The sequence below is a fragment of the Gordonia paraffinivorans genome, from assembly GCF_900683595.1.
Lineage (GTDB): Bacteria > Actinomycetota > Actinomycetes > Mycobacteriales > Mycobacteriaceae > Gordonia > Gordonia paraffinivorans.
Map to the genome: position 1 here is coordinate 988861 of NZ_CAACYD010000005.1, position 13785 is coordinate 1002645.

11 protein-coding genes are annotated in these 13785 nt (G+C 67.6%); 6 read left to right on the forward strand and 5 right to left on the reverse strand.

The window, feature by feature from the left end:
* The first annotated feature begins 2 nt into the window (after positions 1-2).
* The 6 genes from aceE to E1P53_RS06710 all read left to right on the forward strand — a co-directional run bounded on the left by aceE (position 3) and on the right by E1P53_RS06710 (position 8542).
* Positions 3-2888 carry a pyruvate dehydrogenase (acetyl-transferring), homodimeric type gene (gene aceE / locus E1P53_RS06685; RefSeq protein ID WP_210755661.1) on the forward strand — a complete coding sequence of 962 codons (2886 nt, stop codon included), beginning with the start codon at positions 3-5 and terminating at the stop codon, positions 2886-2888.
* Between the two features lie 43 nt (positions 2889-2931).
* Positions 2932-4206, forward strand: a complete 1275-nt coding sequence (locus E1P53_RS06690) for a PucR family transcriptional regulator (protein WP_109237299.1) — start codon at positions 2932-2934, stop codon at positions 4204-4206.
* A 195-nt stretch (positions 4207-4401) separates the two neighbouring features.
* On the forward strand, positions 4402-5313 hold the full coding sequence (locus E1P53_RS06695) for an ACP S-malonyltransferase (protein WP_040527555.1): 912 nt from the start codon (positions 4402-4404) through the stop codon (positions 5311-5313).
* A gap of 133 nt (positions 5314-5446) precedes the next feature.
* Positions 5447-5749, forward strand: coding sequence for a meromycolate extension acyl carrier protein AcpM (gene acpM / locus E1P53_RS06700; protein ID WP_006902387.1), 303 nt, complete (start codon positions 5447-5449; stop codon positions 5747-5749).
* Positions 5749-7017 (forward strand): KasA/KasB family beta-ketoacyl-ACP synthase, encoded by a 1269-nt coding sequence (locus E1P53_RS06705; protein ID WP_006902386.1) that lies wholly within the window; start codon positions 5749-5751, stop codon positions 7015-7017. The genes acpM and E1P53_RS06705 overlap by 1 nt, the downstream gene beginning before the upstream one ends.
* A gap of 73 nt (positions 7018-7090) precedes the next feature.
* A complete protein-coding gene (locus E1P53_RS06710; RefSeq protein ID WP_109237300.1) occupies positions 7091-8542 on the forward strand; it encodes an acyl-CoA carboxylase subunit beta in 1452 nt (483 codons plus the stop codon).
* Positions 8543-8623: 81 nt separating this feature from the next.
* Here the strand turns inward: E1P53_RS06710 and E1P53_RS06715 are convergent, their stop codons facing one another.
* The 5 genes from E1P53_RS06715 to fadD5 all read right to left on the reverse strand — a co-directional run bounded on the left by E1P53_RS06715 (position 8624) and on the right by fadD5 (position 13680).
* Positions 8624-9007: a hypothetical protein gene (locus E1P53_RS06715; protein ID WP_040527552.1), complete on the reverse strand. Its 384-nt coding sequence runs from the start codon at positions 9005-9007 to the stop codon at positions 8624-8626.
* 191 nt (positions 9008-9198) lie between these two features.
* Positions 9199-9717, reverse strand: coding sequence for a DUF3145 domain-containing protein (locus E1P53_RS06720; protein ID WP_109237497.1), 519 nt, complete (start codon positions 9715-9717; stop codon positions 9199-9201).
* Positions 9718-9844: 127 nt separating this feature from the next.
* Complete coding sequence (locus tag E1P53_RS06725; RefSeq protein ID WP_131733783.1) at positions 9845-10663, reverse strand: serine hydrolase domain-containing protein; 819 nt, start codon at positions 10661-10663, stop codon at positions 9845-9847.
* A gap of 51 nt (positions 10664-10714) precedes the next feature.
* A complete protein-coding gene (locus E1P53_RS06730) occupies positions 10715-11845 on the reverse strand; it encodes an NDMA-dependent alcohol dehydrogenase (RefSeq protein WP_006902380.1) in 1131 nt (376 codons plus the stop codon).
* 230 nt (positions 11846-12075) lie between these two features.
* Entirely contained in the window at positions 12076-13680 is a 1605-nt protein-coding gene (gene fadD5 / locus E1P53_RS06735; RefSeq protein WP_109237301.1) for a fatty-acid--CoA ligase FadD5, read from the reverse strand.
* Positions 13681-13785: the final 105 nt, after the last annotated feature.

Consider the following 13785-nt stretch of genomic DNA (forward strand, 5'->3'; position numbering starts at 1 on the left):
CCATGCAGCCGGACCACCACCCCGGGTCCGGCCTGTCAGAGGGAGTAGGCATAACCGTGACCGACCAGATGGACCGTGCGCCGCAGGACACCATTCCCAGCGAACACGCCGACTCCGCCACCTCGTTCCCCCGCGCCACGACGAGCGGACAGCGCGTCCGCGTCATCCGCGAGGGCGTCGCGTCGTATCTACCCGACATCGACCCCGAGGAGACCACCGAATGGCTGGACTCCTTCGACGCCCTCCTCGAGAACGCCGGCCCGGGTCGCGCGCGCTATCTGCTGCTGCGGATGCTCGAGCGCGCCGCCGAGAAACGAGTGTCGATCCCCGCGCTCACATCGACCGACTACGTCAACACCATCCCCACCGAGGCCGAGCCGTGGTTCCCCGGTGACGAGGAGGTCGAGCGGCGCTTCCGTCAGATGATCCGGTGGAACGCCGCGATCATGGTCCACCGTGCACAGCGGCCGGGAGTCGGTGTGGGCGGCCACATCTCGACCTACGCCTCGTCGGCGTCGCTGTACGAGGTGGGCTTCAACCACTTCTTCCGCGGCAAGAACCATTCCGGCGGCGGCGACCACATCTTCATCCAGGGCCACGCGTCCCCCGGCATCTACGCCCGGGCCTTCCTCGAGGGCCGCATCGACGAGGCCCGGCTCGACGGCTTCCGCCAGGAACGCAGCCACGCCGGCATGGGCGGCGGCCTGCCGTCGTACCCGCACCCGCGCCTGATGCCCGACTTCTGGGAGTTCCCCACCGTCTCGATGGGCCTCGGCCCGATGAACGCGATCTACCAGGCGCGCTTCAACCACTACCTGCACGACCGCGGCATCAAGGACACCTCCGACCAGCACGTCTGGGCCTTCCTCGGCGACGGCGAGATGGACGAGCCGGAGTCGCGCGCGTTCGCCAGCTTCGCCGCGACCGAGGGCCTCGACAACCTCACCTTCGTCGTCAACTGCAACCTGCAGCGTCTCGACGGGCCGGTCCGCGGCAACGGCAAGATCATCCAGGAGCTGGAGTCGTTCTTCCGCGGTGCCGGCTGGAACGTCATCAAGGTGATCTGGGGTCGCGAGTGGGATGCGTTGTTCCACGCCGACCGCGACGGCGCCCTGGTGAACCTGATGAACACCACGCCCGACGGCGACTTCCAGACCTACAAGGCCAACGACGGCGCCTTCGTCCGCGAGCACTTCTTCAATCGCGACCCGCGCACCAAGGAACTCGTCAAGAACCTCACCGACGAGGAGATCTGGAACCTCAAGCGCGGCGGTCACGACTACCGCAAGATCTACGCCGCCTACGCCGCCGCGATGGCCCACAAGGGACAGCCGACGGTCATCCTCGCGCACACGATCAAGGGCTACACGCTCGGCAAGCACTTCGAGGGACGCAACGCGACCCACCAGATGAAGAAGCTGACCCTCGAGGACCTCAAGGCCTTCCGCGACAGCACCCGCATCCCCATCAGCGACGCGGAACTCGAGAAGGACCCGTACCTGCCGCCGTACTACCACCCCGGCAAGGACGCCCCGGAGATCGAGTACATGCTCGACCGCCGCAAGACGCTCGGCGGCTTCCTGCCGAGCCGGCGCACCGCCACCACCAAGGTGTTGCGGCCGGACACCTCCTCGGCGATCAAGACCACCGCGAAGGGGTCGGGCAAGCAGCAGGTCGCGACCACCATGGCACTGGTGCGCATCTTCAAGGATCTGTTGCGCGACAAGGAGATCGGCAAGCGGATCGTGCCGATCATCCCTGACGAGGCCCGCACCTTCGGCATGGACTCGTGGTTCCCGACGCTGAAGATCTACAACCGCAACGGACAGCTGTACACGTCGGTCGACGCCGATCTGATGCTCGCCTACAAGGAGGCCGTCGACGGCCAGATCCTGCACGAGGGCATCAACGAGGCGGGTTCGGCGGCGAGCTTCGCCGCGGTCGGCACCTCGTACTCGACGCACGACGAGCCGATGATCCCGCTGTACATCTTCTATTCGATGTTCGGCTTCCAGCGCACCGGCGACAGCTTCTGGGCCGCCGCCGACCAGATGGCCCGCGGTTTCGTCGTCGGCGCCACCGCCGGACGCACCACGCTCACCGGTGAGGGCCTGCAGCACGCCGACGGCCATTCCCCGTTGCTCGCGGCCACCAATCCGGCGGTCGTCGCTTACGACCCGGCGTTCGCCTACGAGCTCGCCCACATCGTCGACGACGGCCTGCGACGGATGTACGGAGAGGATCCGGAGGACGTCTTCTACTACCTCACCGTCTACAACGAGCCCTACCATCAGCCGCCGATGCCGGAGGGCCTCGACCCGAAGGGCATCGTCAAGGGCGGCTACCTGTACAAGGCCGCGCCGGAGGGCATGCAGTTCCCGGCGAACATCCTGGTCTCGGGTGTGACGATGCCCGACGCGCTGCGCGCACAGGAGCTCCTGGCGCAGGAGTGGAACGTGGGCGCGAACGTCTACTCGATCACCTCGTGGAGCGAGCTCGCCCGCGACGGCATCCGCGCCGACCGGGCGGCCGTCCGCGATCCGGGCGGCGCCTCGTCCACGCCGTACCTGACCGAGCTCCTCACCGATGCCGCCGGACCGTTCGTCGGCGTCAGCGACTACATGCGCGGGGTCCAGGAACAGATCCGCGCCTACCTGCCCGGCACGTACCTGACCCTGGGCACCGACGGGTTCGGCTTCTCCGACACCCGCCCGGCCGCCCGCAGGTTCTTCAACGTCGACGCCGAGTCGATCGTCGTCGCGGTGCTGCTCACGCTCGCCCGCGACGGCCACATCGACCTGTCGGTGGCCGACCAGGCGGCCAAGAAGTACCGGGTCGACGACGTCGCGGCGGCCCCGGAGCAGACCAGCGATCCCGGCGTGGCCTGATCGATCACGCCGCGTCGGACACGACGGGGACTAGATTGAGGTCGTGTCCGACGCGCGCGTGAATCAGCCCAAGACCCCACCGGCTGACGTGTTCGGTGAGCGGGGGGCGCATGTCCCGGCCCCCGCCACCGTGCACGACGCGCTGCCCGACACCCTGCTCCGGCGGGTCAAGCAGTACAGCGGGCGCCTGGCCACCGAGGCGGTCCACTCCATGCAGGAGCAGCTGCCGTACTTCGGGGATCTCGATGCCGCGCAACGCGCCAGCGTGCAACTGGTCGTGCAGACCGCGGTGGTGAACTTCGTCGAGTGGATCCAGGACCCCGAGGGCAACGTCAAGTTCACCGTCCAGGCGTTCCAGGTGGTCCCGCAGGACCTGGCGCGACGGATCTCGCTGCTGCAGACGGTGGAGATGGTCCGCGTGGCCATGGAGTTCTTCGAGAAGTGGCTGCCGCTGCTCGCCCGCAACGACGAGCAGCTACGGGCGCTCACCGAGGCGGTCCTGCGCTACGGCCGCGAGATCGGGTTCGCCGCGGCGGCGATCTACGCGTCGGCCGCCGAGTCCCGCGGCGCCTGGGACTCCCGGCTCGAGGCGCTGGTCGTCGACGCCGTGGTCCGTGGCGACACCGGACCACAGCTGCTGTCCCGCGCCGCGGCGCTGAACTGGGATTCCGACGCGCCGGCCACCGTCTTCGTCGGCACCCCGCCGCCCGAACAGAACGTCTCGGTGCCGCTGGCCATCCACAACACCGCCCGCCAATACGACCGATCGGCGCTGTCGGTGGTCCAGGGCTCGTTACTGGTCGCGATCGTCAGCGGCCCGATCCGCCCCACGGAAGCCTTCATCGCCGCGCTCCTCGAGCACTTCGCCGAGGGCCCGGTCGTCATCGGCCCGACGATGCCGAACCTCGGGAGCGCACATACGAGCGCCGCCGAGGCCATGGCCGCGATCGAGGCGGTGGCGGGCTGGCCGAACGCGCCGCGCCCGGTCCACAGCCTCGAACTGTTACCCGAACGGGCACTCAACGGAGACGAATCCGCGATGGCCGCGCTGGTCGAATCGCTCGTCGTGCCGCTCTCGGAGGGCGGCCCCACCCTCACCACGACCATCGAGGCGTATCTGGACTCGGGCGGCTCGGTCGAGTCCTGCGCCCGCGTTCTGTACATCCATCCAAATACCGTCCGCTACAGACTGAAGAAAATTGCGGAAATCACAGGCCGGGATCCGACGAACCCGCGCGACGCCTACGTTCTGCGGATCGCCATGACGGTTGGGCGTTTGACACACTTACGGCACAAAACGACAACTTCTGCAACATGAGTCACACCCGCCACATGTCCGATTCGTTGTTTTGCCTGTTAGACGGCGCGATGACACGGTTCTGTAACGAATCTCGGACCGATTACGAAGGGGGTGCCAGTACGGTCTTTTTTGTGGGAACCCTACAAAAGGGCCTCTGAAGGTTCATGGTTCTCTACACCCACATCGGAGGCCGAAACGGTGTTCTCTGGTCACGTGCTTTCGTTGCTTGCTCCCGGCCAGGGATCCCAGACACCCGGAATGCTGACGCCGTGGCTCGATCTGCCCGGTGCCCGTGACCAGATCGCGACGTGGTCCAAGCTCACCCAGCTGGACCTCGAACGCCTCGGCACCACGGCCACCGCGGAGGAGATCACCGACACCGCCGTCACGCAGCCGCTGGTCGTCGTCTCCGCCCTGCTCGCCTTCGACGAGGTCCGCAAGCGAAACGGCGATCTGCCCGCGGACGCAGTCGTCGCCGGTCATTCGGTCGGCGAGCTCGCCGCCGCGGCGATCACCGGCGTCATCTCGGCCGACGAGGCCGTCACCCTCGCCGCGATCCGCGGCGCGGAGATGGCCAAGGCCTGCGCGATCGAACCCACCACGATGGCCGCGGTCCTCGGCGGCGACGAGGCAGCGGTGCTCGCGCGTCTGGAAGAGCTCGATCTCGTCCCGGCCAACCGCAACGCCGTCGGCCAGATCGTCGCGGCCGGTGCCGTCGACAAGATCGACGAGCTCATCGCGAACCCGCCGGAGAAGGCACGCATCCGCAAGCTCGCGGTCGCCGGCGCGTTCCACACGCACTTCATGGCCCCGGCCCAGGACGCCGTCGCCGCGGCCGCCGCGAAGATCACCCCGGCAGACCCGGACCGCACGCTGTTGTCGAACTCCGACGGCCTGCCCGTCACGGACGGCGCCGATGCACTGACCAAGCTGGTGGGCCAGGTGACCAAGCCGGTCCGCTGGGATCTGTGCTCGGCGTACCTGCGCGAACACGGCGCCACCGCCGTGGTGGAGCTGCCCCCGGCGGGGACCCTCGTCGGAATCGCCAAGCGCGAGCTCAAGGGCACCCCGTCGCTGGCCCTCAAGGAGCCCGGCGACATCGAGAAGATCAACGAACTTGGATAGCGGTCGCGGATAGGTCCGCGACCCCCGGAACACCAGCCGTCTCGCGCGCCGGTGTGTCCAAGCGCGCGGCCGCTCTCGGTCCGCTGCGCTCCGGAAATTTCTCATCATTCGAAAAACGAAAGGGAACCACACAGTGGCTGCCACCCAGGAACAACTCATTGCCGGCATCGCGGAGATCATCGAGGAAGTCACCGGCATCGAGCCGTCCGAGGTGACCCTCGAGAAGTCGTTCGTCGACGACCTGGACATCGACTCGCTGTCGATGGTCGAGATCGCCGTCCAGACCGAGGACAAGTACGGCGTGAAGATCCCGGACGAGGATCTGGCCGGCCTGCGCACCGTCGGTGACGCCGTCGCCTACATCCAGAAGCTCGAGGCCGAGAACCCCGAGGCTGCTGCAGCCATCAAGGCCCAGGTCGAGGCAGACCAGAACTGATGAGCTCCCCCTCCCTCCGCGATTACTCGACGCTGGGTGGGAACTTCCCGAGCGTGGTCGTCACCTCGATGGTGGCGACCACCTCGCTCGGCGAGGATCTCGACTCGACGTGGAAGAACCTGCTTGCGGGTGAGTCGGGCATCCGCGAGCTGACCGACGACTTCATCACGAAGTACAACCTGCCGGTGCGCATCGGCGGTCGCCTGGTCCAGGACCCGGCCACCGAGGTCAGTCGAGTCGAGGCACGCCGCATGGCCTACGTCGAGCGCATCGCTCATGTAATGAGCAAGCGCCTGTGGGCCCAGGCCGGTGAACCGGAGGTCGACAAGGACCGGCTGGCCGTGGTCATCGGCACCGGCCAGGGTGGCGCCGACGCGATGGTCGACGCCGTCCAGGCCATGGAGACCACCGGCAACTACCGCAAGGTCTCGCCGCTCGCCGTCTCGATGGCCATGCCCAACGGGCCCGCCGCGGTCGTCGGCCTCAACGTCGGTGCACGCGCCGGCGTCATCACCCCGGTCTCGGCCTGCTCGTCGGGCGCCGAGGCGATCGCCCACGCGTGGCGCCACATCGTCATGGGTGACGCCGACATGGTCGTCACCGGTGGCGTCGAGGGCCACATCGACGCCGTGCCGATCGCCGCGTTCTCGATGATGCGCGCGATGAGCACCCGCAACGACGACCCGAAGGCCGCCTCGCGTCCGTTCGACAAGGACCGCGACGGCTTCGTCTTCGGCGAGGGCTCGGCCATGATGATCCTCGAGCGCGAGGAGCATGCCCGGGCACGCGGTGCGCACATCCACGCACGTCTGCTGGGCGCCGGCATCACCTCGGACGGCTTCCACCTGGTGGCACCGGATCCGAGCGGCCAGGGCAACGCCCGCGCCATGACCCGTGCCCTGCAGACCGCCGGTCTGCAGAAGTCCGACATCACCCACATCAACGCACATGCGACGTCGACCCCGATCGGCGACACGGCAGAGGCGGCCGGCATCATCGCCGCCATCGGCCAGCATGCCGCGGTGTACGCGCCGAAGTCCGCTCTCGGACACTCGATCGGTGCGGTGGGTGCGCTCGAGTCGGTCCTCACGGTCAAGAGCGTCGAGGAAGGCGTCATCCCGCCGACCCTGAACCTGGAGAACCAGGATCCGGAGTGCGACATCGATGTGGTCCACGGCGAACCCCGCTTCGGCCAGATCGACTACGCGATCAACAACTCGTTCGGCTTCGGTGGGCACAACGTGGCGCTCGCCTTCGGCCGCTACTGAGATCGGGTACGGCTCGCCCGTTCCCGTCAGTACGTCCGAGACGCAACACGTTCCGACACCCAGGAGACCGCTGATGACGACATTGGCCCCCATCGCCGACACCGACGAAGCCGTCGATCCCCGCGACCCCTTGTTGCGGCTGACGAACTTCTTCGACGAAGGCACCATGTCGTTGCTGCATCCGCGCGACAAGTCCGGTGTCCAGGCCGCTGTCGGCCTGGTCAACGGCGTGCGGACGGTCTGCTACTGCACCGATGGCACCGTGATGGGCGGTGCCATGGGTGTCGTCGGGTGTGCGCACATCGTCAACGCCATCGACACCGCGATCACCGAGCAGGCGCCGGTGGTCGGCATCTGGCATTCGGGCGGCGCCCGTCTCGCCGAGGGTGTCGAGGCGTTGCACGCCGTGGGCCTGGTCTTCGAGGCGATGGTCCGGGCCTCCGGATACGTCCCGCAGATCTCGGTGGTCGTCGGCTTCGCGGCCGGCGGCGCCGCCTACGGCCCGGCCCTCACCGACGTCGTCATCATGGCGCCGGAGGGCCGCGTCTTCGTCACCGGACCGGACGTCGTCCGCAGCGTGACCGGCGAGGACGTGGACATGGAGTCCCTCGGCGGACCCGCCACTCACGGCAAGAAGTCCGGTGTCTGCCACATCGTGGCCGACTCCGAGGCCGACGCCTACTGGCGCGCACGCCGACTCGTGTCGACGTTCACCCAGCAGGGGCACTTCAACCACGAGCTCGCCGCGGCCGGTGACACCGACCTCAAGGCGCTGCTCCCCGAGTCGCCGCGCCGTGCCTATGACGTGCACCCCGTCGTCGAGGGGCTCCTCGACACCGCCCTCGCGGCCGACGGCGAGACCGAGGTCTCGAGTTTCGAAGAGCTGCAGAAGAAGTGGGCCCCGAACATCGTCATCGGGTTCGGCCGCCTGTCCGGTCGCAGCGTCGGCGTCATCGCCAACAACCCGCTGCGCATGGGCGGCTGCCTCAACTCCGAGAGCGCCGAGAAGGCCTCTCGATTCGTGCGTCTCTGCGACGCGTTCGGCATCCCGCTGATCGTCATCACCGACGTCCCCGGCTACCTGCCCGGCGTCGCCCAGGAGTGGAATGGCGTCGTGCGACGCGGCGCCAAGCTGCTGCACGCGTTCGCCGAGTGCTCGGTCCCCCGCGTCACACTGGTGACGCGAAAGATCTACGGCGGCGCCTACATCGCGATGAACTCACGTGCACTCGGCGCGACCGCGGTCTTCGCCTGGCCCGGCTCCGAGGTCGCCGTCATGGGCGCCAAGGCGGCAGTCGGAATCCTGCACAAGAAGGCCCTCGCCGCGGCCCCCGACGACGAGCGGGAGGCGCTGCACGAGCGTCTTGCCGCCGAGCACGAGGCCATCGCCGGCGGTGTCGGCCGCGCCCAGTCGATCGGCGTCGTCGACGAGGTCATCGATCCGGCCCGCACCCGCAGCATCATCGCCGAGGCGCTCGCCGCCGCACCCGCGCGACGCGGCCGTCACAAGAACATCCCGCTGTGATTTCCTGACGCGACTCACGAAGAACGCCACCGGTGTACACCGGTGGCGTTCTTCGTAACCAGATAACGCCCGACCCGCAGGTCAGAACTGCGTCCACAGGGTCAGCGGACGCTTGTGTGTCTTGTTGAACGACACCCACACCCGGCCGTTCGGGTGAGCGGCCGCCTCGTTGACCATCCCCTGCGCCATGGACCGCGCCACATATCCCTTGCCGGGAACGTAGAACTTCTCGAACCGCGAATCGGCATCGGGTTTGACGTAGTAGTACGGAATCAACTCGGGCGTATCGAGGATGGAGGTCACCCCACTCGCGGCGATCTGCTTGGTCTCGGCCGGCGTGAACCCGACGAACACCCTTGTCGAAGTCTCTCTGACCTCGGCTGCCGAGGCATCAGCGGCCCCGGCGAAGACCAGTCCGGTCGCGGCAACTGCTGCAGCCACCGATGCCATCACACGCTTCTTCATTGCTGATTCCCCCCGATCGGATTGAACGTTGATTCACCATAGCAAAGCTGCCGTGTTCGATGGAAATCTGAGATGACAGTCACAGACCGACCGACCCGTCCCAACAGTGCGGACGCCAAACGGCATCAGGCCGGGTCCGCAGGGTCTGCGGCCCCGGCCTGTCGCCATCTACGTCTTCTGTGTTCCGGCGGTCAGCCCACGCGCTGTTGCAACCAGGTGACCTCGGCGCCGGCCCCGCCCATGCGGTAGGGCTCGAGTGCCTCGTCCCAGGCGGTGCCCAGTGCGGCTTCGAGTTCGCTTGCCAGACCGGCGCTGTCGGGCTGTGCCTCGATCATCGCGCGGAGCTGGTTCTCGGCGATCATCACGTCTCCGTTGGCGCTGGTCGAGCCGCGCCAGAGTCCGAGACCGGGAACGTAGCTGAACCGCTCCCCGTCGACTCCCTCGCTCGGGTTCTCGGTCACCTCGAAACGAAGTGCCGACCACTCGCGCAGAGCGGTCACCAGGCGCGCAGCGGTACCGACCGGCCCCGCCCAGTCGACAGTCGCACGCTGCATACCCGGCTCGGCTTCCTGTGCCGACCATTTCAGGTTCGCGCGCGCATTCAGGGTCGACGACAGGGCCCACTCCACGTGCGGGCACAGCGCCACCGGCGCCGAGTGGATGTACACCACTCCCGTTGTCATGTCCGCAAACTGGTTCAGATTGCGCACCTCTTCACCTCCGTTGTCGACGAGGAACGTCTTCCCCAACACACCTCGCGACTCCGGATATCACACTCGTGGGATTTATTGTGCCCCATGAGACACGTGTTGCGCCAGTTTCTTCTGCGAGACAGGTTCATTTCTGTGACGAGAGTTCACTGACGACGACGTCGTTGAACTCTCCCCACAGGGGCTTGGCCCACGGGCCGAAAGGCCGGTCGGTGAGCACCACGCACGACGCCTCGAGTTCGGGATCGACCCAGAGGAAGGTCCCGGCCTGGCCGAAGTGCCCGAACGTGCGCGGCGAGTTCGATGCGCCGGTCCAGTGCGGCGCCTTGTGCGACCGGATCTCGAAGCCGAGCCCCCAGTCGTTGGGCTTGTGCTTGCCGTAGCCCGGGACGAACCCGTCGAGCCCCGGGAACTGCACCCTCGTGGCGTTCGCCAGCGTCTCCGGCGCGAGGAGTCGCGGCGCCAACAGCTCCGAGGCGAACCGTGCGAGGTCGGCGACGCTCGACCGCGCGCCGTGACCGGCCGGCCCCCACAGGACCGTCGACGTCATGCCGAGCGGCGCACACACCGCCTCGGCGAGGTAATCGGCAAACGCTATCCCGGTCGCCTCTTCGACGGTCTCGGCGAGGATCTCGAAACCCGCGCTGGAGTAGATGCGCCTCTCCCCCACGCCGGCCTCGACCTCGCGCTTGTCGAAGGCGAGGCCCGAGGCGTGCGCCAGGAGATGTGTGACCGTGGCCCCGGGAGGCCCCGCCGGGTCGTCGAGGGCGATCGCCTCCTCCTCGACGGCCACCAGAACCGCTTCTGCGACGAGGAGTTTGGTGACCGACGCGAGTTCGTAGACGCGAACGGGGTCGCCGAATCCCTCGGCGACCCCGTCGCGGGTGATGATCGCCGCCGACACGTGGTCGACGGGCCATTCCGTCAGAGAATCCAGGACCGACACATCGGTCACGTTACCCGGGGGCCACGTTCTCGACCGATGCGCGGCCGACGATCACCAGTCTTCTTCGGTGTAGCGGATCACGCCGCGGATGTTGCGGCCGTCGAGCATGTCCTGGTAGCCCTCGTTGATCTGCTCGAGGCGGTACTGGCGGGTGATCATGTCCTCGATGTTCAGCTTGCCGGCCCGGTACATCGACAGCAGCAGCGGGATGTCGAGCTTGGGGTTGGCGCCGCCGAAGATGGAGCCCTGCAGGTTCTTCTGCAGCAGCGTCAGCATCGCCAGGTTGAGGGTCACCTCGCTGTCGAGCATGTTGCCCATGCCGGTCAGCACGCAGGTGCCGGCCTTGGCGGTGATGCCCATCCAGGTGTCGACGTCCTTGCCGTGCACCTCGCCGACGGTGACGATCACCTTGTGGCACATGTGGCCGTAGGTCACCTCGGCGATCTTCATCGCCGCCTCCTCCACCGAGGCGAAGGCCGCGGTGGCGCCGAACTTCAGCGCCTGCTCACGCTTCCACGGCACCGGGTCGATGGCGAAGACGTTACGGGCGCCGGAGATCACGGCACCCTGCAGCGCCGCGGTGCCCACACCGCCGACGCCGACGATGGCGACGTCCTCGCCCGGCCGCACGTCGCCGCTGCGCACCGACGACCCGTAACCGGTGGGGACGCCACAGCCGCACAGCGCGGCGACCTCGAACGGGATGTCCTTGTCGATCTTCACCACCGATGCCTCATGGACGACCATGTACGGGGCGAAGGTGCCGAGGAGGGTCATCGGGTAGACGTTCTCGCCCGCCGCGGTGTGGATGCGGAAGGTGTTGTCCGACACGGCCTCGCCCTGCAGGAGCATGGCACCGAAGTCGCACAGGTTGGCCAGGCCCGACTTACACGACGGGCACTTGCCACAGGACGGGATGAACGACAGGACGACGTGGTCGCCGACCTCGAAATCGGTGACGCCCTCGCCGACCTGCTCGATGACGCCGGCACCCTCGTGCCCGCCGAGGATCGGGAAGCCTGCCATCGGGATGCCGCCGGTCACCAGGTGGTGATCGGAGTGGCACATGCCGGCGGCTTCCATCCGGATCTTGACCTCGTGCGCCTTCGGGTCGCCGATCTCGATCTCCTCGATGACCCACGGCGTGTTGTTCTCGCGCAGCAGCGCGCCCTTTGTCTTCACTGCTCTCCTCCGTTCGCCCCGTGAACGTCTCGTCCCGGGAGTCTTCGCCGCGACGTCGCGTCGCGTGTGACTGTAGTCACTCAATCACAAAATTGAAACGTGTTCTAGTCCGTGGTCCAGGCGTGATCGTGCCCCGGAAAACACCCCGACCTGGGCACGCGCGGACACGCACCAGGCCGGGGCATGTGAGCCTGTCGACGCGGGCCGAAGCCCCCGTGAGATGCCCGCGATCAGTCGGCCAGACCGGCGTCCTTGCTGCCGAACTGGGCGCGCAGCTTGGGCTTGACGACCTTGCCGCCGGCGTTGCGCGGCAGCTCGTCGACGATGACCAGGTCCTTGGGGTGCTTGTAGCGGGCCAGGTTCTCGTTGAGGTACGGCTCGAGCTCTTCGAGGGTGAGGTCCTCGACGCCCGGGGCCAGGACGACCACCGCGACCGGCACCTCGCCCCACTTCGGGTCGGCACGGCCGATGATCGCGGCCTCGGCGATCTTCTCGTGGCCGAACAGCGCGTTCTCGACCTCGGCACAGTAGATGTTCTCGCCGCCCGAGATGATCATGTCCTTCGCGCGGTCGACGACGTAGAGGAAGCCCTCCTCGTCCTGCCGGACCAGGTCGCCGGAGTGGAACCAGCCACCGGCGAACGCATCCGCGGTGCCCTGGGGGTTCTGCCAGTAGCCCTTCATCATCGTCGGGCCGCGGTAGACGATCTCGCCGACCTCGCCGGGCTGCACGTCGTTGCCCTCGGGGTCGACGACGCGGGCGGTGACGGCCGGGACGACCTTGCCGATGGAGCCCAGCTTGCGCAGTGCGTCCTTGCCGTCGAGGGAGCAGGTGATCGGCGACATCTCGGTCTGGCCGAAGACGGCGACGTTCAGCGCATCCGGGAAGGCCTCGTTCATCGCCTTCAGCACGGTGTCCGACGCGGGGGCGGCACCCCAGCTGATGACGCGCAGCTTCAGGTCACGCGGGCGCGCCTTCTGTGCGGCACACACGGCCTGCCACTGGGCGGGCACCAGGAAGATCGAGGTGGTGCCCTCCTCCTCGAGGGAGTCGAGCAGGGCGTCGGGATCGAAGGCGCCGAGCGGATGGATCACCGACAGCGCCCCCATGTAGAACATCGGCGCCAGCGCGCCGAAACCGGCGATGTGGAACAGCGGCGCCACGAACGAGGTGATGTCGTCGGGTCGGGTCTGCAGGACGTAGAAGCAGGTGACCGCCTGCGCCTGCATGTTGGTGTGGGTGAGCATGGCGCCCTTGGGCTTTCCGGTGGTGCCCGAGGTGTACATGATCAGCGCGACGGTGTCCTCGGGGACGTCGATCTCCGGCAGATCCGAGGAGTCCTCGGCGACCAGTTCCTCGTAGGCGAGGTGACTCTCGTTCTGCGTCTCGCCGATGACGATGATGTGCTCGAGCGCGCCCGTCTGCGCGGCGACGGCGTCCACGAGCGGGGCGAGCATGCTCTCGGTGACGACGACCTTGGCGCCGGAGTCCTGCACGAGGAACGCGACCTCGGCCGGGCTCATGCGGAAGTTGACCGGCACCGCGATCGCGCCGATCAGGTTGGCACCCAGGACCGCCTCGACGTACTCGCTGCGGTTGAGCAGGACGACCAGGACCCGGTCGCCGAACTTGACGCCTCGACGGCTCAGGGCGGCCGCGAATCCGCGGATGCGCTCGTCGAGTTCCTTCCAGGTGGTCAGCTTGCCCATGAACTTCAGGGCCGGGCCGTCCGGGTTCATGAAGGCATGGCGCTTGATCTGGTTGTTCCAGTGGTTACGACGCGAACGCAGCGGCTCGGTGGTGAGATCGCTGGTGATGTCGACGGTCGCAGTCATACGATCGGCTCCTTGGTGTCAGTCGTGACGAAGGTCGGGACGGAAACGTTCTGAGGGGAAGCACTTCTCGGCTGTGCGCCGACGCGCCGGGATCACCCGGCGGAG

Bases quoted from the DNA above. Each gene is read 5' to 3' on its own strand.
- aceE (WP_210755661.1), top strand. From the start codon at position 3: ATGCAGCCGGACCACCACCCCGGGTCCGGCCTGTCAGAGGGAGTAGGC.
- E1P53_RS06705 (WP_006902386.1), top strand. From the start codon at position 5,749: ATGAGCTCCCCCTCCCTCCGCGATTACTCGACGCTGGGTGGGAACTTC.
- E1P53_RS06710 (WP_109237300.1), top strand. From the start codon at position 7,091: ATGACGACATTGGCCCCCATCGCCGACACCGACGAAGCCGTCGATCCC.
- E1P53_RS06715 (WP_040527552.1), bottom strand. From the start codon at position 9,007: ATGAAGAAGCGTGTGATGGCATCGGTGGCTGCAGCAGTTGCCGCGACC.
- fadD5 (WP_109237301.1), bottom strand. From the start codon at position 13,680: ATGACTGCGACCGTCGACATCACCAGCGATCTCACCACCGAGCCGCTG.